This is a genomic window from Streptomyces sp. NPDC033966, assembly GCF_055575955.1.
Genome location: NZ_JBVIRQ010000001.1, coordinates 445,617 through 465,040, shown reverse-complemented (window position 1 = coordinate 465,040; position 19,424 = coordinate 445,617). Strand labels below are relative to the sequence as shown.

17 protein-coding genes are annotated in these 19,424 nt (G+C 73.3%); 12 read left to right on the top strand and 5 right to left on the bottom strand.

Annotated features, from left to right (window positions below; genetic code table 11):
- The first annotated feature begins 29 nt into the window (after positions 1 to 29).
- Positions 30 to 794, top strand: coding sequence for a DUF4097 family beta strand repeat-containing protein (locus ACZ518_RS02135; RefSeq protein WP_469111113.1), 765 nt, complete (start codon positions 30 to 32; stop codon positions 792 to 794).
- Here the strand turns inward: ACZ518_RS02135 and ACZ518_RS02130 are convergent.
- Positions 791 to 1,183: a RidA family protein gene (locus ACZ518_RS02130; protein WP_469111112.1), complete on the bottom strand. Its 393-nt coding sequence runs from the start codon at positions 1,181 to 1,183 to the stop codon at positions 791 to 793. The genes ACZ518_RS02135 and ACZ518_RS02130 overlap by 4 nt on opposite strands.
- 125 nt (positions 1,184 to 1,308) lie before the next feature.
- On the opposite strand from ACZ518_RS02130, the gene lon reads away from it, so the two are divergent.
- Positions 1,309 to 3,705: an endopeptidase La gene (gene lon / locus ACZ518_RS02125; RefSeq protein ID WP_469111111.1), complete on the top strand. Its 2,397-nt coding sequence runs from the start codon at positions 1,309 to 1,311 to the stop codon at positions 3,703 to 3,705.
- Positions 3,706 to 3,841: 136 nt separating this feature from the next.
- Positions 3,842 to 4,282 (top strand): MarR family winged helix-turn-helix transcriptional regulator, encoded by a 441-nt coding sequence (locus tag ACZ518_RS02120; RefSeq protein WP_050779716.1) that lies wholly within the window; start codon positions 3,842 to 3,844, stop codon positions 4,280 to 4,282.
- Positions 4,283 to 4,306: 24 nt separating this feature from the next.
- Here the strand turns inward: ACZ518_RS02120 and ACZ518_RS02115 are convergent, their stop codons facing one another.
- Positions 4,307 to 5,080, bottom strand: a complete 774-nt coding sequence (locus tag ACZ518_RS02115; RefSeq protein ID WP_469111110.1) for a hypothetical protein — start codon at positions 5,078 to 5,080, stop codon at positions 4,307 to 4,309.
- A gap of 379 nt (positions 5,081 to 5,459) precedes the next feature.
- On the opposite strand from ACZ518_RS02115, the gene ACZ518_RS02110 reads away from it, so the two are divergent.
- Genes ACZ518_RS02110 through ACZ518_RS02090 form a run of 5 tightly spaced genes read left to right on the top strand, consistent with a single transcriptional unit; the run spans position 5,460 to position 11,355 of the window.
- On the top strand, positions 5,460 to 8,564 hold the full coding sequence (locus ACZ518_RS02110; protein WP_469111109.1) for a sensor histidine kinase: 3,105 nt from the start codon (positions 5,460 to 5,462) through the stop codon (positions 8,562 to 8,564).
- On the top strand, positions 8,561 to 9,034 hold the full coding sequence (locus ACZ518_RS02105; RefSeq protein ID WP_469111108.1) for a roadblock/LC7 domain-containing protein: 474 nt from the start codon (positions 8,561 to 8,563) through the stop codon (positions 9,032 to 9,034). Before ACZ518_RS02110 ends, ACZ518_RS02105 begins: the two co-directional genes overlap by 4 nt.
- A complete protein-coding gene (locus ACZ518_RS02100) occupies positions 9,031 to 9,414 on the top strand; it encodes a DUF742 domain-containing protein (protein ID WP_125816391.1) in 384 nt (127 codons plus the stop codon). The genes ACZ518_RS02105 and ACZ518_RS02100 overlap by 4 nt, the downstream gene beginning before the upstream one ends.
- Positions 9,395 to 10,042: a GTP-binding protein gene (locus ACZ518_RS02095; protein ID WP_469111107.1), complete on the top strand. Its 648-nt coding sequence runs from the start codon at positions 9,395 to 9,397 to the stop codon at positions 10,040 to 10,042. The genes ACZ518_RS02100 and ACZ518_RS02095 overlap by 20 nt, the downstream gene beginning before the upstream one ends.
- Before the next feature lie 32 nt (positions 10,043 to 10,074).
- Positions 10,075 to 11,355, top strand: coding sequence for a styrene monooxygenase/indole monooxygenase family protein (locus tag ACZ518_RS02090; protein WP_469111106.1), 1,281 nt, complete (start codon positions 10,075 to 10,077; stop codon positions 11,353 to 11,355).
- Here the strand turns inward: ACZ518_RS02090 and ACZ518_RS02085 are convergent.
- Positions 11,286 to 12,536: a C40 family peptidase gene (locus ACZ518_RS02085; RefSeq protein ID WP_469111105.1), complete on the bottom strand. Its 1,251-nt coding sequence runs from the start codon at positions 12,534 to 12,536 to the stop codon at positions 11,286 to 11,288. The two genes, ACZ518_RS02090 and ACZ518_RS02085, sit on opposite strands and share 70 nt — an antisense overlap.
- An 890-nt stretch (positions 12,537 to 13,426) precedes the next feature.
- On the opposite strand from ACZ518_RS02085, the gene ACZ518_RS02080 reads away from it, so the two are divergent.
- Together ACZ518_RS02080 and ACZ518_RS02075 are read left to right on the top strand one after the other, a co-directional pair.
- Positions 13,427 to 13,942, top strand: coding sequence for a GNAT family N-acetyltransferase (locus ACZ518_RS02080; protein WP_469111104.1), 516 nt, complete (start codon positions 13,427 to 13,429; stop codon positions 13,940 to 13,942).
- 190 nt (positions 13,943 to 14,132) lie between these two features.
- Positions 14,133 to 15,104 carry an endonuclease/exonuclease/phosphatase family protein gene (locus ACZ518_RS02075; RefSeq protein ID WP_469111103.1) on the top strand — a complete coding sequence of 324 codons (972 nt, stop codon included), beginning with the start codon at positions 14,133 to 14,135 and terminating at the stop codon, positions 15,102 to 15,104.
- Between the two features lie 502 nt (positions 15,105 to 15,606).
- Here ACZ518_RS02075 and ACZ518_RS02070 read toward each other — a convergent pair.
- Together ACZ518_RS02070 and ACZ518_RS02065 are read right to left on the bottom strand one after the other, a co-directional pair.
- Entirely contained in the window at positions 15,607 to 16,083 is a 477-nt protein-coding gene (locus ACZ518_RS02070) for an SHOCT domain-containing protein (RefSeq protein WP_469111102.1), read from the bottom strand.
- A complete protein-coding gene (locus tag ACZ518_RS02065; RefSeq protein WP_469111101.1) occupies positions 16,083 to 16,472 on the bottom strand; it encodes a DUF6325 family protein in 390 nt (129 codons plus the stop codon). Before ACZ518_RS02065 ends, ACZ518_RS02070 begins: the two co-directional genes overlap by 1 nt.
- A 97-nt stretch (positions 16,473 to 16,569) precedes the next feature.
- On the opposite strand from ACZ518_RS02065, the gene ACZ518_RS02060 reads away from it, so the two are divergent.
- Both ACZ518_RS02060 and ACZ518_RS02055 read left to right on the top strand, forming a co-directional pair.
- The gene (locus ACZ518_RS02060) at positions 16,570 to 17,955 is read left to right on the top strand and encodes an FtsW/RodA/SpoVE family cell cycle protein (RefSeq protein ID WP_469111100.1); all 1,386 of its coding nucleotides are present in this window, start codon (positions 16,570 to 16,572) and stop codon (positions 17,953 to 17,955) included.
- Complete coding sequence (locus ACZ518_RS02055) at positions 17,952 to 19,412, top strand: penicillin-binding transpeptidase domain-containing protein (RefSeq protein WP_469111099.1); 1,461 nt, start codon at positions 17,952 to 17,954, stop codon at positions 19,410 to 19,412. Before ACZ518_RS02060 ends, ACZ518_RS02055 begins: the two co-directional genes overlap by 4 nt.
- Positions 19,413 to 19,424 lie beyond the last annotated feature (12 nt).

Genomic DNA, 19,424 nt, shown 5'->3' with positions numbered 1-19,424 from the left:
CCCGCCCCCCGGTCGGCAGACTCGTCGGCATGGAATCCCAGACCTTCACCCGCACCGCCCTCGCCGTCGCCGCCTCGGCCCTGCTGCTGTCGGGCTGCTCCTTCGTGGAGGACGCCCGGCTGAAGACCGCCGAGGCCGACGCCACCGTCACCGAGGCCGTCACGGCGGTGGAGCTGACGGGCCTTCGGCGCGGGTCGGTGGTGGTCACCCCGGGCAGCGGTTCCGGGGTGACCGTCCGACGGGTCGTGCACTACCGGGGCGACACCGCGCCCGTGCCGGGGCAGCGGGTCTCGGGCGGGGTGCTGGCCTTCACCGACGGCTGCGGCGGCGACGGGGACAGCTGCTGGGTGGACTACCGGCTGGAGGTGCCGGCCTCGGTGAAGCTCAAGGCGGGCAGCAGCAGCGGGGACATCACGGTCACGGGCGTGGCCTCCGCCGAGCTGGACTCCTCCTCCGGCGACGTCCGGGCCGAGCGGATCGCGGGCCCGCTGAAGGTGCGCACCTCCTCCGGGGACCTGACGGCCGCCGAGCTGTCCGGCCCGGAGTTCGAGTTCCGTACGGGCTCCGGGGACTCCACGGTCGGCTTCGCGAAGGCCCCGGCCTCGGTGTCCGTCACCACCGGCTCGGGCGACGTCACCCTGAGGGCGCCGCAGGCCGCGTACCGGGTGTCCGCCGAGACCGGCTCGGGCGAGCGGGACGTCACCCTCGGGGACGCTCCCGGCGCCCCTTCCCGCATCGCGGTCCGCACGGCCTCCGGCGACATCCGCCTCTCGGCCTCCCCGGACAGGGCCTAGGCGGTCACCGCGTCGACCTCCACCTCCACCAGCCAGGCCGGGTCGATGAAGCGGGACACCTCGACGAAGGTCGTCACCGGGCGGATCGCGGCGAAGCGCTCGCCGTGGGCCCGTGCGGCCTCCTCCCAGGTGGTGATGTCGGTCAGCATGATCCGGGTCCGCACGACATCCGCGAGCGAGGCGCCGGCCTCCTCCAGGGCCCGCTGCGCGATGTCCAGGCAGCGCACGGTCTGCGCGTGGACGTCGCCCGGGCCGACGGTGGAGCCGTCGTCCCCGATCGGCGCCGTGCCGGCGACCGCCACGTAGGGCCCCGTGCGGACCGCGCGGGAAAAGCCGATGCGGGGTTCCAGCGGGGAGCCCGAGCTGACGGTCCGTCGTATGTCTGTCATGCCGTCATGGTGCTACGAGGGGCCCGCCGGAGGTGTTCGCCCCCGGCGAACGGGTGTTGGGGAACATTGCCGGGCGCAGAAGCATTGAGTCGGCATAGCTCAACTTCACTGCCGGAGGGAACATCATGGCTTCGACGTCCGTAACGCTCACCCTGCCCGTACTGCCGCTCGACGACGAGGTCGTGCTGCCCGGGATGGTCGTTCCCCTGGACCTGTCCGACGCCGAGGTGCGCGGAGCCGTGGAGGCGGCGCAGGCGGCGGTGGGCGGCGGGAAGCCCCGGGTGCTGCTCGTGCCCCGGGTCGACGGGAAGTACGCCGGGATCGGCGTGCTGGGGACCGTCGAGCAGGTCGGGCGGCTCTCCGACGGGGATCCCGGGGCGCTGATCCGCGGGCGCGGCCGCGTCCGGATCGGCGCCGGGACCACCGGGCCCGGAGCGGCGCTCTGGGTCGAGGGGGAGACCGTCGACGAGAACGTGCCCGACCCGCTGCCCGGGTCCGTCGCCGAGCTCGTCAAGGAGTACAAGGCCCTCGCCACCAGCTGGCTGAAGAAGCGCGGCGCCTGGCAGGTCGTGGACCGCGTGCAGCAGATCGAAGGGGTGTCCGCCCTCGCCGACAACTCCGGGTACTCGCCGTTCCTGAGCGTGGCCCAGAAGGTCGAGCTGCTGGAGACCACCGACCCGGTCGCCCGCCTCCGCCTCGCCGTCAAGGCGCTCTCCGACCACCTCGCCGAACAGGACGTGGCCGAGTCCATCGCCAAGGACGTCCAGGACGGCGTGGAGAAGCAGCAGCGGGAGTTCCTGCTCCGCCGCCAGCTGGAGGCCGTCCGCAAGGAACTGCGCGAGCTGGGCGGGGAGAAGGAGGGCGAGGAGTCCGACGACTACCGCGCCCGCGTCGAGGCCGCCGACCTGCCCGAGAAGGTGCGGGAGGCCGCGCTCAAGGAGGTCGACAAGCTGGAGCGGGCCAGCGACCAGAGCCCCGAGGGCTCCTGGATCCGCACCTGGCTGGACACCGTGCTGGAACTGCCCTGGAACGAGCGCACCGAGGACGAGTACGACATCCAGGGCGCCCGGGCGGTGCTCGACGCCGAGCACGCCGGGCTGAACGACGTGAAGGACCGCATCACCGAGTACCTCGCCGTGCGCAAGCGGCGCGGCGAGCGCGGGATGGGCGTCGTCGGCGGACGGCGCGGGGGAGCGGTCCTCGCGCTCGTCGGACCCCCCGGCGTCGGAAAGACCTCGCTGGGCGAGAGCGTGGCCCACGCCATGGGGCGGAAGTTCGTGCGCGTCGCCCTCGGCGGCGTACGGGACGAGGCCGAGATCCGCGGCCACCGGCGCACCTACGTCGGCGCCCTGCCCGGCCGGATCGTGCGGGCGATCAAGGAGGCCGGGTCGATGAACCCGGTCGTGCTCCTCGACGAGATCGACAAGGTCGGCTCCGACTTCCGCGGCGACCCGGCGGCCGCCCTGCTGGAGGTCCTGGACCCCGCGCAGAACCACACCTTCCGGGACCACTACCTGGAGGTGGAGCTGGACCTCAGCGACGTGGTCTTCCTCGCGACGGCCAACGTCCTGGAGGCCATCCCCGAGGCCCTCGCCGACCGCATGGAGCTGGTGCGCCTCGACGGCTACACCGAGGACGAGAAGGTCGTCATCGCCCGCGACCACCTGCTGCCCCGCCAGCTGGAGCGCGCCGGACTGACCGCCGAGGAGGTGGTCCTCGGCGAGGACGCGCTGCGCAAGCTCGCCGGCGAGTACACCCGCGAGGCCGGCGTGCGCACCCTGGAGCGGTCCATCGCGCGGCTGCTGCGCAAGGTGGCCTCCCAGCACGAACTGGGCGAGCGGGAGTTCCCCTTCACCATCGGCGCGGGCGAGCTGCGCGGCCTGATCGGCCGCCCGCACCACGTGCCCGAGTCCGCCCAGGACCCGGCGGAGCGGCGGACCGCCGTCCCGGGCGTGGCCACCGGCCTCGCCGTGACCGGGGCCGGCGGCGACGTCCTGTTCGTCGAGGCCTCCCTCGCCGACCCGGAGACCGGCGCCGCCGGGCTCACCCTGACGGGCCAGCTGGGCGACGTGATGAAGGAGTCGGCGCAGATCGCCCTCAGCTTCCTGCGCTCGCACGGCGCGGAGCTGGAGCTGCCGGTCGCCGACCTGAAGGACCGGGGCGTGCACATCCACTTCCCGGCGGGCGCCGTCCCCAAGGACGGCCCGAGCGCGGGCATCACCATGACCACCGCGCTGGCGTCCCTGCTCTCCGGCCGCCAGGTCCGCACGGACGTGGCCATGACCGGCGAGGTCTCGCTGACCGGGCGGGTGCTCCCGATCGGCGGGGTCAAGCAGAAGCTGCTGGCCGCGCACCGGGCCGGGCTGACCACCGTGATCATCCCGAAGCGGAACGAGGCCGACCTGGACGACGTCCCGAGCGAGGTGCTGGAGGGACTGGAGGTGCACCCGGTGACGGACGTGCGGCAGGTGCTGGAGCTCGCCCTCGCCCCGGCGGTGGTGTCCTTCACCAAGGCCGCCTGATCCGGAAGGCGCGCACGGTCCACTGAGGCCCGGGGACCCCCAGCGGCGGGGCCCCGGGCCCTCGGCGTACCCGCTGCGAAATACTGGTGCCGAACAGGGGCGCCACGGTGTGCCCCGCCACGGATGGGAGCGGCGCGTGCACGGCAGCGAAGACCAGGAGTTCCTCGCCCTGGAGCGGGAGCTGTCCGTCTTCCTGCGGCGCGCCCGGGCCTCCTCCGGCGAGATGGCCCGCGCCCTGCACCCCGAGCTGGAGCCGGCCGCGTACGGGCTGCTGGTCCGGCTGGAGGCCGCCGGCCGCCAGCGGGCCACCGAACTGGCCGCCTACTTCGGCGTGGGCAAGGCCACCATGAGCCGGCAGCTGCGCGCCCTGGAGGTGCTCGGCCTGGTGGCCCGCGAGCCGGACCCCGCCGACGGCCGCGCCTTCCTCGTCGGCCTCACGGAAGAGGGCCGGGAGCGCTTCCTGCGCGTACGGGGAGCCCGGCGCGAGCAGTACATGCGCAAGCTCGCCGACTGGGACCGGGGCGAGGTCGCGGAACTGGCCAGACTCCTCAACCAGCTGAACTCCGGCGAGGAGTAGCCCCCCCCGGGCCCGGACGCGGGCTCAGAGCTCCGCGTAGACCGCCGAGGCGTCGTCGTGCCGCTTGTACCGGGCCGGCGGGCGCAGCGGATCCGACTCCACGGCCCGGACCCGCCCGATCAGCCCCCGCGCCCCCTCCTTGCGCAGCACGTCCAGGCAGGCCGCCCAGTCGCCCTCCCCGAAGGTGTCGGTCCAGCGGCTCGCCCCGTCCGTCAGCGCGGCCACCGCCAGCACCTCCGTGCGCGGGGTGCGCCCGGTGACGGCCCGGGCCGCCACCCCCGGGTCCGCGGCCGCCGTGAAGAAGCCCCCCTCGGCATTGCGCAGCGCGTCGGTCGCCGCCACCGAGCCGCGCACCCCGTCCGGCACCCGGTCCAGCCGGTCGTCCAGCACCGGCGTGACCGCACCGCCGGGCCCGCGGAGCAGGAGCACGGAATCCGAGAGCACGAGGTGCTCCACGTACGACTCGTCCCAGCGGACCATGACCACCGTCGCCTGCGGGGTCCGTACGTGAGAAAGGTCACAGGTGTCCCGGTGCGCGTCGGCGGTGTCGGTGATCGCCCGGGCCAGGACCCCCTCCAGGGGCATGTCCCGCCGCGATCCGGACAGTTCGGTCAATCGGCCGCCGAGCCGGGTGGAGAACCAGGGCACTCCGTGCACGCATCCGTCGTCCCCGCGCGGCGGGGTGACCCCGTCCAGGACGATCACGACGCCCCCTCCCGACGCAGGTGCCGACGCCGACACCCAGTCCTGGTTGGGGTGTTCCGCGTTGCCGGGTTCGGAGGCCAGGTCGATGCGCATGCGGACATTCTGCCCGCCAGGGCCTCCTGGAGGCCGGAAGGTTCATACCAATGCCGGAAACGGCGTGGCCGGCCCCCCGGAGGCCCCGCCCGCCCGCTCCCCGCGAAATGTGGGCGGGCATACTGCCAAAGCCCGCCGCGTTCTTTCAACCGCCCGTCCATGCCGGGCCCCTGGCACGCGGTGCCCGAGTTGGTCGGCCACTCCTCCGTGATGTTCACTCCTTCGAGTGGCCGGGTGGGCGATGTGCGGCTCTCCTCCCAACACACTGCGAAGGTCTGAGGCGGTACGAGGGGGCAGGGGGCGTTTACTTGTTGACCGGCCGTTACCTCGGCCACACGAGTAGACGAGCACGAGCACACGTACAGGATTGCGAGCACCGGTGTCTAAGAAGCGGTCTCGGAAGAACGGCACCGCCAGCGCCGACGGACCCGCCAACGCAGGACGGCGCGTCCGCGTCCGCAGCAGGCTGGTGGTCGGAGTAGCAGTCGCCGGACTCACCGTCCTCGCGGCAGGCACCCCCGCCGTCGTTTCCGCCACGAGGGAACTGAACGACTCCCAGCGCCTGGTCACCCTGGCGGAACAGACGCAGCACGCCCTCACCCTCGCCCACCTCCTCGGCGACGAGCGCGACGCCGTCGTCGAGTACGCGGCCAAGGGCCGGCCCGGCAACGCCAAGGCGCCCGTCGACGAGCGCACCGCGCGCACCGACCGGCAGATCGCCGAACTCCGGCCGGAGGCCGACGCGGAACTCGCCCGCGCCCTCGGCAAGGTCAAGGCCGTCCGCGCCGAAGCCGTCGACGGCAAGGGCACCGCCCTCGCCGCGCACCAGGCCTACGCGGGACTCCTCACCGAACTCCTCGCACCCGGCGACCGCCTCGCCGAACTCACCCCGCCCCGCGCCGAGGACGCCCTCGCCGTCACCCGGCCCATGGCCCCCCTGGGCCAGGCCGTGGACCAGGCATCGGCCACCCGCGGGCTGCTGCTCGCCGCCCTGGCCGTCCCGCGCGCCGAGCAGGCCCCGAACGCCGCCGTCGCCGACGAGCTCACCGGCGCCGCCCAGCGCTCCCGCGTACGCGAACAGGCCGCCCTCGACGACTTCACGCGCGCCGCCCGGCCCGCCGTACGCCAGACCCTCGCCGCCACCGTCACCGGCCCCGAGGTCAAGGCCGCCGACGACCAGCTCAAGCGCCTCACCGAGCGGTCCACCCTGACCCCGGCCGAGCGCAAGGCCACCGACTCCGCCGCCCTCGCCACCACCCTCACCGCCCGCATCGACCGGATGCGCTCGGTGGAGTCCACCCTGGCCGGCGACCGCGCCACCGCCTTCACCAAGCTGCGCGACGACGACGTGACCCGGATGGAGCTGATGGTCGCCGGGCTCGGCGTCCTCTTCCTCTTCGTCATCGGCTTCTCCACCGCCGTCGCCCGCTCCCTCACCAGACCCCTGTCGGTGCTGCGGCGCGGCGCGGAACGGCTCGCGACCCCCGAGGGCTCGCAGGAGCCCGTCCGCTTCACCGGCCGCAACGACGAGTTCGCCGAGGTCGTACGCCACCTCAACGCGGTCCGCGACCAGACCGTCGCCCTGCACACCAAGGTCGCCGGGCTCGACGCCGACCGCCGCCGCCTCATCGGCCGCAACGAAGCCCTCTCCGGCGGCCGCGAGGCCCTGGAGCAGGAGCTCGCCACGCTGCGCGCGGGCCTCGAAGAGCACCGCCGCATCATGTCGACGACCTCCGTCTCGCTCTCCCTGCGCACCCTCGGCCTCGTCGAGCGCCAGCTCGCGGTCATCGAGGAGCTGGAGTCCAAGGAAGGCGACCCGGACCGGCTCGCCACCCTCTTCAAGCTGGACCACCTGGCGACGGTCATGCGCCGCCACAACGAGAACCTGCTGGTCCTCGCCGGACAGGAGCACGGCCACGGCCAGAGCCTGCCCGTGCCCCTGGTCGACGTCATGCGGGCCGCCGTCAGCGAGATCGAGCGCTACGAGCGCGTCGACCTCGCGGCCATGCCCTCCTACACCCAGGTCGCCGGGCACGCCGCCGACGACATCTCCCACGTCCTCGCGGAACTCCTCGAGAACGCCACGACCTTCTCCCCGCCCGACGCCAAGGTGAAGGTGTCCGGCTGGCTGAACGACGCCGGCGACGTGGTCCTGTCCGTCGTGGACGAGGGCATCGGCGTCACCGAGGACCGCCTGGCCTCCCTCAACACCCGCCTGTCCGCCCCCGACGCCTACGACGAGGAACCCGAGGCCGAACACGGCCTGGGACTCGGCCTCTACGTTGCCGGACGCCTCGCGGCGCGCCACGGCGTCACCGCCGAGCTCCGCGCCGGCCGGCACGGCGGCCTGGAGGCCCTGGTCGTCGTCCCCGAGGCACTGCTGCCGGACACCCCGCCGACCTCCCCGGTGCACACCCTGGCCACGCCGGGCGTCCCCGCCTTCCAGCTGCCCGGCGTGATCGCCGAGGCCAATGAGAACACCCTGCCGCCGCGGCTGCGGGTGCCCGTGGCCGAGCCGGACGTGCAGGCCGTGGCGGCGGAGCCGTCAGAGCCCACCGAGCCCGCCAAGGTGGTCACGCTCGCCGAGGCCTTCGACGCGGAGGCGGGCGGTGCGGACGCCGCCGGCGCGGACGTCATGGACGCCGTGGACGCCGTGGACGCTGTGGAGCAGGACGCCGCCGCGCAGGAGTCCGCCGCCGCGCAGGAGTCCGCCGAGGCCGAGGTGTACGAGTCCGACACCTTCGACGCCGAGTCCCTGGTGGCCGAGGCCTTCGGAGCCGGGGCCTTCGCCCGCGCCGGCGAAGCCGCGCCCGCCGAGCCGGCCGCCGCCGAGGCGGAGCCCGCCAAGGTCGTCACCCTCGCCGAGGCCTTCGAGGACGCACCGCCGCCCCCCGCCGACCAGGTCTTCACCGCGTCGGCCCCCGACGAGGCCCCCGCGGCCGGGTCGCCGGGCGGGGTCGCTCCCGAGCAGGAGCTCCTCGCGCGGGTCGTGGCCGAAGCGGACGCGGACGCCTTCACGGTGGCCGACCCCGCCCCGGCGGACGCCGCCGGGGGACCGGAGACCGCGCCCGGTGCACCCGTACAGAACGAAGGACACCCTGGACCGGCGGACGACGCCGAACAGTCCAGCCACCGGCGGGCCGCCGACGCGGAGGACGGCTTCGTCCCCCGCCAGGGCAGCCACCCCGAGCCCATGGCCGAGCCCGCCACTCAGACCGTCACCGCCAAGGGCCTGCCCAAGCGGACCCCGCGCTCCGTGGCGGCCCCCGGCATCGGAAACCCCGCAGCGGCCCGCCCCGAGCCGCGCCGGGTCGACGCCGAGGAACTGCGCCGCCGGCTCGGCGGGTTCTACCAGGGCGCCCAGGACGGGCGCCGGGTCGTCGCGGCGGAACTGGAGCAGGACCGCCAGGACCGCCAGGACCCGCAGGACCGGGGGCAGGGGCACACCGACCAGGGGGACACCGCACAGGAGGCACGCACATGACCGCGCCCAGTACGTACGGACTGAGCACCCAGGCCCGCAACCTGCAGTGGCTGCTGACCGACCTGGTCGAGGAGGTGCCCGGGGTCAACTCCGTGGCCGTCGTGTCCTCGGACGGGCTGCTGCTGCTCTCCTCCGAGCCGACGGCGGAATCCCGGGGTGACCGTCCCAAGGGCCCCCGCGGCGCCTCGGCCGACCTCGCCACCATCGTGTCCGGACTCGGCAGCCTCACCACCGGTGCGGCCGCCCTCATGGAGTTCGGCACGGTCAAGCAGACGATGGTCGCCATGGAGAACGGCTCCGTCTTCGTCATGTCCATCAGCGACGGCTCCCTGCTCGGCGTGCACGCCACGCCCGACTGCGACATGAGCGTCGTCGCCTACCACATGGCCCTCTTCGTCGGCCGCGCCGGCCACGTCCTGACCCCCGAAGTCCGCAGCGAGCTGCGCCAGTCGATGGAGAAAAACCCGTGAGGAGTACGGCCTCCGACCGGCTGCCGATACGCGGCGCCGACCGCCGCCCCGCCCGCGTCCGCCCGTACTCCCTCACGGGCGGCCGCACCCGCTTCCCGCAGGTGCTGCTGGTGGAGACCTTCGTCGCCACGCTCGACAGCAGCCCGGCCAAGACGCCCGACCGCATGCCCGAGATGCGCGCCATAGTCGAGGTGTGCCGCCGGATGCGCACCATCGCCGAGATATCCGCACTGCTGAAGCTGCCGCTCGGCGTGGTCCGGGTCCTCGTCAGCGACCTCGCCGACCAGGGCCGGATACGCGTCTATGGCACGGGCCACGGCACCGGCCGGCCCGACCGCGCGCTGCTGGAAAGGGTTCTCAGTGGCCTCCGCCGTCTCTGACCTCGCCGCCGACCTCGCCCCCGGCGTGCCGGGCCTCGTGGACGACGAGCCCGTCCAGCCCTGGCAGTACGACCGCTCGCGCGCCCCCGTCGCCGTCAAGGTGCTCGTCGCCGGCGGCTTCGGCGTCGGCAAGACCACCTTCGTGTCCTCCGTCTCCGAGATCACCCCGCTGCGCACCGAAGCGGTGATGACCCAGGCCAGCGTCCCCACCGACGACCTGACCGGGACCCCGGACAAGAGCACGACCACCGTCGCGATGGACTTCGGGCGCATCACCCTCGACGACGACCTCGTGCTCTACGTGTACGGAACCCCCGGCCAGGAGCGGTTCTGGTTCATGTGGGACGACCTCGTACGCGGGGCCATCGGTGGCCTGGTGCTCGCCGACACCCGCCGGCTGCGCGACTGCTTCCCCGCGCTCGACTACTTCGAGACCTGCGGGCTGCCGTACGCGGTCGCCGTGAACCACTTCGAGGGCTCGCGCTCCTACGACGTGGAGGACGTGCGGGAGGCGCTCACCATCCCGCCGCACGTCCCCGTCGTGATCATGGACGCGCGGCGCCGGGCCACGGTCGTGGAGTCCCTGCTGACCCTGGTGGGCCACGCACTGGACGCCACTCCCGAGTAGGCCCGTTCCCCCTCCCCCGAATCGAGAACGTGATGCGCAAGATACTCGTCGTCGGGGCCGGCCAGTCCGGTCTCCAGCTCGCCCTCGGCCTCCAGGCGAAGGGCTACGAGGTCACCCTCATGTCCAACCGGACCGCGGACGAGATCCGCACCGGACGGGTCATGTCCACACAGTGCATGTTCGACACGGCGCTCCAGCACGAGCGGGACCTCCAGCTGAACTTCTGGGAGAAGCAGGCCCCGAAGATCCAGGGCCTGGGTGTCTCCGTGGCCGCCCCCGACGGCTCCCGCGCCATCGACTGGCTCGGCCGCCTCAAGGGCTACGCGCAGTCCGTGGACCAGCGCGTGAAGATGGCGGGCTGGCTCGACACCTTCACCCAGCGCGGCGGACAGCTGGTCGTGCACGGCGCGTCCGTCGCCGACCTGGACTTCTTCTCCCGCACGTACGACCTCGTGCTCGTCGCCGCCGGCAAGGGCGAGCTGGTGTCGATGTTCGGGCGGGACGCGGCACGCTCCCCGTACGACGCCCCGCAGCGCGCGCTGGCCGTCTCCTACGTCCACGGCCTCGGGCCGCGCCGCGAGCACCCGGACACCGAGGCCGTGCGCTGCAACCTGGTCCCGGGCGTCGGCGAGCTGTTCGTCATGCCGACCCTGACCACCTCGGGGCGCGCCGACATCCTGTTCTGGGAGGGCCTGCCGGGCGGGCCGCTGGACGTCTTCAAGGGCGTCAACGACCCCTCCGAGCACCTGGCGCTGACGCTGGAGCTCATGGAGAAGTACACCCCGTGGGAGTACGCGCGGGCGACGAAGGTCGAGCTGACCGACGCGGGCGGCACGCTCTCCGGCCGCTACGCGCCGGTCGTCCGCAACCCCATCGGGCGCCTGCCCGGCGGCGGCCTCGTGCTGGGCGTCGCGGACGTGGTCGTGGCGAACGACCCGATCACGGGCCAGGGTTCGAACGCGGCGGCCAAGTGCGCGGCCTCGTACCTCTCCTCGATCCTCATGCACGGCGACAAGCCGTTCGACGAGGCGTGGATGAAGGCCACCTTCGACAAGTACTGGTTCACCACCGGCAAGCCGGTGACCCAGTGGACCAACGCCATGCTGGGCGTCCCGCCGGAGCACGTGCTGAACCTGATCGGCGCGGCCGGGCAGCTCCAGCCGGTGGCGAATCGATTCGCCAACGGCTTCGACAACCCGGCCGACTTCGACTCGTACTTCTACGACCCCGAGGACACGGCCGACTACCTGGCGGAGGTCGCCTCGTCGCTCTCCCCGTCGGGTTCCTCGTCCGGCTCCCCTTCGGCCGAGTAGCCCGCATCGTCCCCCGCCGTCGCGGCCTCGGGCAGCGGCGGCGGGGTGAACTCCGCCAACGGCGCCCCCTCCGGATCCGGGCGGACCGCCCCGAGCAGCGGGTTCGCCGCGATCGGGGACACCTTCACCGTGGCCCCCGGGCGGGGCGCCTGGATCACCTTGCCGTCCCCGATGTACAGGGCCACGTGGGTCGCCTTGGGGAAATAGACCACCAGATCGCCCGGACGCAGCCGGTCCAGCGGCACCCGGGTCAGCCGCGCCCACTGCTCCTGGCTGGTCCGCGGGATGGACCGCCCGGCGTGCTCCCAGGCCTGCGAGGTCAGCCCCGAGCAGTCGAAGGAGCCCGGGCCCTCGGCGCCCCACACGTACGGCTTGCCGATCTGCGCCGCCGCGTACCGCAGCGCGGCCCCGCCGGCCGCCGTCGGCGTGGTCGTACGGGCGGGCAGCCGGCCCGAGTCCACCAGCGTGCGCTGCGCCCCGGCGGTCACGGCCGCCTCGCGCGCCCCGAGCCCGGCGAGTTCCTCGGGGGTGAGCGCCGCCAGCAGCCGCTCGACCTCCCTGAGCCGGCCCGTCACCTCCCCCCGGGCCTCCTTCTGCCGCGCGGCGAGCGCCTCCTGGTCGTCCAGCGCCCTGCGGGCCGCACCGGCGAGCGCCCCCGCCTGCTTCCGGTCCCGCTCCAGCCGCGCCACGACCCCGGCCCGCCGGGCACCCTCGCGGGCGGCGAGCCGGCGCTGGTCGACGGCCTGCTGCGGATCGCCGGAGAGCAGCAACCGCAGGTACGGGGAGAGGCTGCCGCCACGGGCCCCCTGGTACTGCTCCCGGGCGATCCGCCCGGCGGTGGCCCGCTCGGAGTCGAGTGCGGAACGGGCGCGCCCGAGCTCGGTGGTGAGCCGCTCCTCCTCCGCCTGGCGGGCCTTGAGGGCGGCCTCGGCGGCGTTGTAGGCCTCGGTGGCTTCTTCGGCTCTCTGGTAGAGCCCCTGGAGCTGGGCGAGCAACTCCCCGACCCCGCGTGCGGGGACGGCGGCGGGAGCGGCGGCGGGAGCGGCGCGGGCCTCGGGGAGGGGCCCTTCGGCGACGGCGGGCCCGGGGCGCGGTGCCGGCTCGGCGTGGACGCCGGCCGGCGGGCCGGCGGCGACGAAGACGGCGGCGAGGCAGGCGATCCGCAGCAGTCGTTTTGTCATGTAATCACCTCCGCCGCCCGATGCTGCCACGGGGAGCGGGGAGGGGCGGCGAGCGGCGGTGGCGGGTCGGAGGGCGTCACCCGGTTGGGGGGTGGGGGCGTGTCGTGCGGGCCCGCTATCTCCCCCTCGACCCCCCGGGCCCGGGCGGTGGTTGCCCACCCGCCTCCCCGGGTGCGGGTCCGGGGGTCGGGGGCGGGGTTTCGGCGGGGCGGTCTCGCAGCTGGTTTGGGGGTTTCCCGTCAGTCCCATCGTCCTTCCGGTTCGTGCCGGCCTGTCAAGGGCGCTCCCTTCGGTCGCGTCACTTCGTGATCGCCTTCGGCGACCCTTGACAGGCCGTCCCGCCCCGGAAAGCCGAAAGACTGACGGGAAGCCCCCAAAAGAACGGCACGGTCCATGGTGGGAGGGGCGGCCGTGTCAGCGATGAGGCGACGGGGCCGGGCGTCGGCCGGCCGGGCATCCGGGCCCGTGGATGCCGGATTCGGGGCCGGGGGCGCGACTGTGCGCACGAGAGGTTGATCAGAGCGACCTGGGAAGCCCCCAGGCGCGCCAGATCGCTACGCGCTCCTGTCGTCTCAGCGTCTGCCGACCGCCTTGGGCCGATACCCGCACCAGAGGTTGATCAGAGCAGCCGAGGGAGCGGATGGGCGCGTCGGATCGCTACGCGCTGCCCAGCTCTCGGCGACTGCGGGCCGTCTGGGGTGATGTGCTTCCGAGCTTCCTCAAATGGCGCTGCGCCCTGGGCTGTTCGGTGTCGAGCTGCACAGACAAGGGGCATGGCCGTGTCATTCGATGCGCCCGACCCGTACCCCAATTCATCCGGCCACGAATTCACGTGGGGCCCGCCCGAGGGCGAAACCGTGGCGTAACGAGTGCCGCGTACCGTCCCGTGGATGACTACCGAGATCCGGCCTGGTGTCGAGGATGACCTCGAAGAGCTGACCCGCATCTACAACCACTACGTCGTCGAGACGCCGATCACCTTCGACGTCGAGCCGCTGACCGTCGATCAACGTCGGCCTTGGCTGCTGGCGCATCCTGCCTCGGGACCCCACCGCCTGCTCGTGGCCGAGGAAGGCGGAAAGCTCCTCGGCTACGCGACGAGCGGCCCCTTCCGGCCGAAGCCGGCCTACGCCACCTCCGTGGAGACCAGCGTCTACCTGGCGCCCGAGCACGTCGGGCGTGGTGTCGGCGGCCTGCTCTACAGCTCGCTCTTCGAGGTTCTGGCACAGGAGGACGTCCACATGGCCCTCGCCGGAATCGCCATGCCCAACGACGCGTCACAACGGCTCCACGAGCGCTTCGGATTCCGGCTCGTCGGCCGTTTCGAACAAGTCGGACGGAAGTTCGGCGAATTCTGGGACGTGGCCTGGTTCCAGAAGTCGCTGGCGACCACAGCCGACCGTTGATCGGCCGCTCGGCCTACACGTGAATCGCCCGGTTCGGTCGCTCGCCATAGATTTCGGCGGAGATGCCCTCGTCTCCGTCGAAAGGTCCGGCCGTATGGTTCGCCGCTGGTTCACAGCCGCCCTGGGCGCGCTTCTGCTGTTGGCGCCCGGTTCTGCCTCGGCCTCACAGCCGTCGACCCAATTGCGGGTCATGACCCGCAACCTCTACTTCGGCGCGGACCTCGCGCCTGTTCTCGCCGCTGCCAACCCACAGGCGCTGGTCGCCGCCGTCACCACCGTGTACGCGAACGTCCAGGCGACGAACTTCCCCGAGCGCGCGAAGGCACTGGCCGGGGAAATCGCCCACGGCGACCCGCATCTCGTCGGGTTGCAGGAAGTGGCGCTGTGGCGCAGCCAGACCCCCGCCGGGCCGGGTAGCGCCACGCACGTCGAGTACGACTTCCTGCAGATCCTTCTCGACGAGCTCTCCGCCCGGGGCAAGCACTACGCCGCCGTGGCCACCCTCACCGTCGGCAGCGACTTCGAGGCCCCTCGCTCCACCCCCACCGGTCTGCAGGACATCCGGTTCACCGACCGGGACGTGCTCCTTGCCCGTACCGACCTGCCCGCGAAGGTCTTCTCGGTGACCGATGCGCAGGCCGCCCAGTTCCAGAACTTCCTGCCGATCTGCCGCCCGACCCTCGGGTGCCCGCCCGGTCCGCCCATCCAGGTGAAGCGCGGCTGGATCGCGGCCGATGCCACTCTGCACGGTCACAAGACCCGGGTGGTGACCACCCACCTCGAACCCGGGTCTCCCTCCGTCCAGGAAGCACAGGCGGGCGAGCTGCTCACCGGCCCCCTGAGCACCACACTGCCGGCCGTCCTCCTCGGTGACCTCAACTCACCCCCCGACACCAACACCTACAACCGCTTCCTCGCCGCCGGCTTCACGGACGCCTGGACCGCCACCCGCCACCACAACCTCGGCCTCACCTGCTGCCAGGCCCCCGACCTGCGCAACCCCATCTCCACCCTCACCCAGCGCATCGACTACGTCCTCTACCGCGGCCACATCACCGCACGAACGGCCCACACGGTGGGCGACCGCCAGGCTGACCGCACCCCGTCAGGTCTGTGGCCCTCCGACCACGCCGGCGTCAAAAGCGTGCTCCAGCTCCGCTAGACCCCAACCCCAGACGGCCGCGGGACGCCGAGATCGGAGAAGCGCGTAGCGATCTGGCGCGCCCCTGCGCGTCCTGGGCTGCTCTGATCAACCTCTGGTGCGGGTATCGGCCCAGGGTGGTCGGCAGGCGCTGAGACGACAGGAGCGCGTAGCGATCTGGTGCGCCTGGGGGCGTCGGAGGCCGCTCTGATCAACCTCTCGTGCGCATGCTCGCGCCCCCGGCCCGGGACCAGGGATCAAGGGGCCCGGATGCCCGGCCGGCCAACGCCCGGCCCCTCGCCTCATCGCTGACGGACCCGTCCGTCCAACCATGGACCGTGCCGTTCTTTTGGGGGTTTCCCGGCAGTCTTTCGGCTTTCCGGGGCGGGTCGGTCGGTCAAGAGTGGAGCGAAGCGACATCGCGTAGCGACGCGACCGAAGGGAGCGCTCTTGAGGGACCGGCACGAACCGGAAGGACGATGGGACTGACGGGAAACCCCCAAACCTCCCTGGCTCCGTCCCGCTAGGACTCCGCCCCCGCACCCCCGCCCCCCAGCAGGCGGGCCTTCGCCCTCGTGAACTCCTCCGGGGTCAGGAGGCCCTCCCGGACCAGGTCGGCCAGCTGGCGCAGCTCTGCCACCAGGTTCCCGGACGGCGGTGGAGCCGCCGGGGCCCCCGCGCCGGGGGCGGAGGGGGCTTGCGGGGGAGTCGGCTGCGGTTCCTCCTCGGCGGTGGGGGCCGGGCCGGCCCCCACCCCCCAAGGCTCCTCGCCCCCCTCCCCGACCCGGTGCCCGAACCCGTCCCCCACCCGGTGCCCGAACTCGTCCCCGACCCGGTCCCCGAACTCGTCCCCGAACCCCTCCACCACCGCCTCCCCGCTGTCCTCCGCCTGCGCCCACTCCGCCGCGCCCGCCGCCAGTCGCAGCAGGCCCCGCAGGAGCGGGTGGCCTGCCGGGCGGACCGCCGCCCTGACCGTCACGCCCACCGGCCGGATGAACATCACGCCACCCCCACCCTCTCCGCCGGGATCCGGACCGAGCCGACGATCCGCCCGCCCGCCGCCCGTACGGCGACGGCAGCGTCCTGGGCCCAGACGTGTTCGACCACCAGCAGCAGCGCGCAGCTGCCCCGGTCCAGGAGCTCCGCCGCCTCGCTGACGTCCTCCGGGCCGATCAGCCGTGCCACGTCACGGCCGGCCAGGATGCCCCGTAGCTCCACGAACTCGTCGAACTCCGCGGCCAGTACCTCCCCCGAGGCCGTCTTCGTCGTGACGAGGCCGTCGATCAGCCGCACCACCCCGGTCTTGCGCAGCCCCATCACGGCCTCGACCGCCGGGACCCGCAGCTGTTCCTCCGGGAAGGCGAGGACGATGAATTCCACAGGTCCCATGAGCCGGGGCTCCTCACTCCTGACCGTTTCTGACGACTCTTCGGCACCCTATGACATAAGCGGACATACCAGCCGCGACCTTGCTACGTTTCCCCATATGACCGCTCTGACGGCGAAGGTGACGGAGCCCGCTCCGCCCCCGCCCCCCGGCGCCCGCGCCGCCAAGCGTCGCGGCATCGAGCTGACGCTCCTCGCGGGCGCGGTCCTGATCTCCGTACTGGGCCACCTCTACGTGGGCCTCGCGGCCGACGGCAAGACCAGCCGGCCCGCAGCCCCCTACGCCGCCGGGCTCGGCGGCGCCGCGCTGCTCGCGCACCTCGCCGTGCGGCTCAGGGCCCCGTACGCCGATCCGCTCCTCCTGCCCATCGCCGTCCTGCTCAACGGGCTCGGCCTGGTCCTCATCCAGCGCCTCGACCTCGCCACCCCCGGGGAGCCCGGGGCGGGGGACCAGTTGCGGTGGTCGGCGCTCGGGGTGGTGCTGTTCGTCCTCGTGCTCGCGCTCCTGCGCGACCACCGGACGCTCCAGCGGTACGCCTACCTCTCCGTCGCCGCCGCGCTCACCCTCATGCTGCTCCCCGTGTTCTTCCCGGCCGTCAACGGCGCCCACATCTGGATCCGCTTCGCCGGGCTGTCCTTCCAGCCGGGGGAGTTCGCCAAGATCCTGCTCGCCCTCTTCTTCGCCGCCTACCTCGCGGCGAACCGCACCGCACTCGCCCTCACCGGCCGCCGGCTCTTCTGGAAGCTCCGCCTGCTGCCCGGCCGGGTGCTCGGGCCGATCCTCGCGATCTGGCTGCTCAGCGTCGGGGTGCTCGTCCTGGAGCGGGACCTCGGGACCTCGCTGCTCTTCTTCGGCCTCTTCGTGATCATGCTGTTCACGGCGACCGGGCGGATCGGCTGGATCGCCATCGGGCTGCTGCTCGCCGCCCTCGGGGCGTACGCCGTCGGGACCTTCGAGCCGCACGTGCACAGCCGCGTGGACGACTGGATGAATCCTTTCGCCTCCATCGAGCGCGGCGAGGGTCCCGGCCAGCTCGCCCAGTCCCTCTTCGCCTTCGCGGCCGGCGGCCTGCTCGGGGCCGGCCTCGGTCACGGCCAGTCCTTCCTCATCGGCTTCGCCGCCAAGTCGGACTTCGTCCTCGCCACCGCCGGCGAGGAGCTCGGCCTCGTCGGCCTCACCGCCATCCTGCTGCTCTACGGGCTCCTCGTGTCCCGGGGCTTCCGCGCCGGGCTCGCGCTGCGCGACCCCTTCGGACGGCTGCTCGCCACCGGGCTCGCCTCGATCGTCGCCCTCCAGGTGTTCGTCATCGCGGGCGGCGTCACCGGCCTGATCCCGCTCACCGGCATGGCCATGCCCTTCCTCGCGCAGGGCGGCTCCTCCGTGGTCACCAACTGGATCATCGTCGCCCTGCTCGTCCGGCTCAGCGACAGCGCCCGCAGACCCAGACCGGGACCGGGACCGGGGCCGGGGGAGGCCGCCGCGTGATCCGCTACATCCGCTGGTGCGCGTACTTCTGCGCCCTGCTGCTCGCCGCCCTGCTGGCCAACGTGGCCCGGGTGCAGGTGTGGGAGTCCGCCGCCTACGGGGCGAACCCCGCCAACAAGCGCCCCGCCATCGAGCGCTACGCCGAACCGCGCGGGGACATCCTGGTCGACGGCCGGCCCGTCACCGGCTCCCGCGACAGCGGCCAGCTGCTGCGCTACGAGCGGACCTACACCGACGGCCCGCTCTACGCGCCCGTCACCGGCTTCTCCTCCCAGACGTACGGGACCAGCTTCGTCGAGCGGGCCGAGGACGCCGTCCTCTCCGGCACCGACCCGGGGCTGTCCGCCTTCCCGCTCTGGTACGACCTCTCGCGCGGCCGCCCCGGCGGCGGCAACGCCGCGACCACCCTGCGCGCCGCCGTACAGCAGGCCGCGTACCGGGGGCTCGGCGGCAAGCGCGGCGCGGTCGCCGCCATCGAGCCGGCCACGGGCAGGATCCTGGCCCTGGTCAGCAGCCCCTCGTACGACCCGGGCCTGCTCTCCGGCACCGGTACGCGGGTCAAGGCGGCCTGGGAACGCCTGAACGCGGACCCCACCAGGCCGATGCTCAACCGGGCGCTGCGCGAGACCTATCCGCCGGGCTCCACCTTCAAGATCGTGACGGCCGCCGCCGCCCTCGACGCGGGCGTGGTCACCGACGTCGACGCCCCGACGCGGACCCCGGACCCGTACCCGCTGCCCGGCACCAGCACCCTGCTGCCGAACGCGGCCACGGGCTGCGCGGAGGCCTCGATGGCGGAGGCGGTGCAGTGGTCCTGCAACACGGTGATGGCCGACATCGGGGTGCGGGTCGGGCTGCGGGGGATGGCGGAGGCGGCGGCGCGCTTCGGATTCAACGACGAGGGGCTGCGGGTGCCGTCGTGGGTGTCGCGGTCGAACTTCGACACCGACATGAGCCCCGACCAGCTGGCGCTGTCCTCGATCGGACAGTTCAACACCAAGGCCACCCCGCTGCAGATGGCCATGGTCGCGGCGGCGGTGGCCAACGGGGGCGAGCTCCGCACCCCCTACCTGGTGGACCGCACGACCCAGGAGGACGGCTCCCTGGTGCGGCGCGCCGACCAGCGCACCCTGAGCCGGGCGATGAGCCCGGCCACGGCACTGCGGGTGCAGGAGCTCATGGTGAAGGTGGTGGAGGACGGCACCGGGCGCAACGCGGCGATCCCCGGCGCGCGGGTCGGCGGGAAGACCGGCACCGCGCAGCACGGCGTCGGCAACGCCGGTACCCCGTACGCCTGGTTCATCGCCTGGGCCCGCGGGCAGGACGCGCCGCAGCCGGCGGTGGCGGTCGCGGTGGTGGTCGAGGACGCCTCGGCGGTGCGCGGGGACATCAGCGGCAACGGAGCGGCGGCCCCGATCGCGCGGGCGGTGATGGAGGCGGCGCTGGCGCAGCGGTGACGCCCCCTGAGC

Bases quoted from the DNA above. Each gene is read 5' to 3' on its own strand.
- ACZ518_RS02115 (WP_469111110.1), bottom strand. From the start codon at position 5,080: ATGCGCATCGACCTGGCCTCCGAACCCGGCAACGCGGAACACCCCAAC.
- ACZ518_RS02060 (WP_469111100.1), top strand. From the start codon at position 16,570: ATGACCGCTCTGACGGCGAAGGTGACGGAGCCCGCTCCGCCCCCGCCC.
- lon (WP_469111111.1), top strand. From the start codon at position 1,309: ATGGCTTCGACGTCCGTAACGCTCACCCTGCCCGTACTGCCGCTCGAC.
- ACZ518_RS02130 (WP_469111112.1), bottom strand. From the start codon at position 1,183: ATGACAGACATACGACGGACCGTCAGCTCGGGCTCCCCGCTGGAACCC.
- ACZ518_RS02135 (WP_469111113.1), top strand. From the start codon at position 30: ATGGAATCCCAGACCTTCACCCGCACCGCCCTCGCCGTCGCCGCCTCG.
- ACZ518_RS02070 (WP_469111102.1), bottom strand. From the start codon at position 16,083: ATGTTCATCCGGCCGGTGGGCGTGACGGTCAGGGCGGCGGTCCGCCCG.
- ACZ518_RS02075 (WP_469111103.1), top strand. From the start codon at position 14,133: ATGACCCGCAACCTCTACTTCGGCGCGGACCTCGCGCCTGTTCTCGCC.
- ACZ518_RS02085 (WP_469111105.1), bottom strand. From the start codon at position 12,536: ATGACAAAACGACTGCTGCGGATCGCCTGCCTCGCCGCCGTCTTCGTC.
- ACZ518_RS02080 (WP_469111104.1), top strand. From the start codon at position 13,427: ATGACTACCGAGATCCGGCCTGGTGTCGAGGATGACCTCGAAGAGCTG.
- ACZ518_RS02065 (WP_469111101.1), bottom strand. From the start codon at position 16,472: ATGGGACCTGTGGAATTCATCGTCCTCGCCTTCCCGGAGGAACAGCTG.
- ACZ518_RS02105 (WP_469111108.1), top strand. From the start codon at position 8,561: ATGACCGCGCCCAGTACGTACGGACTGAGCACCCAGGCCCGCAACCTG.
- ACZ518_RS02090 (WP_469111106.1), top strand. From the start codon at position 10,075: ATGCGCAAGATACTCGTCGTCGGGGCCGGCCAGTCCGGTCTCCAGCTC.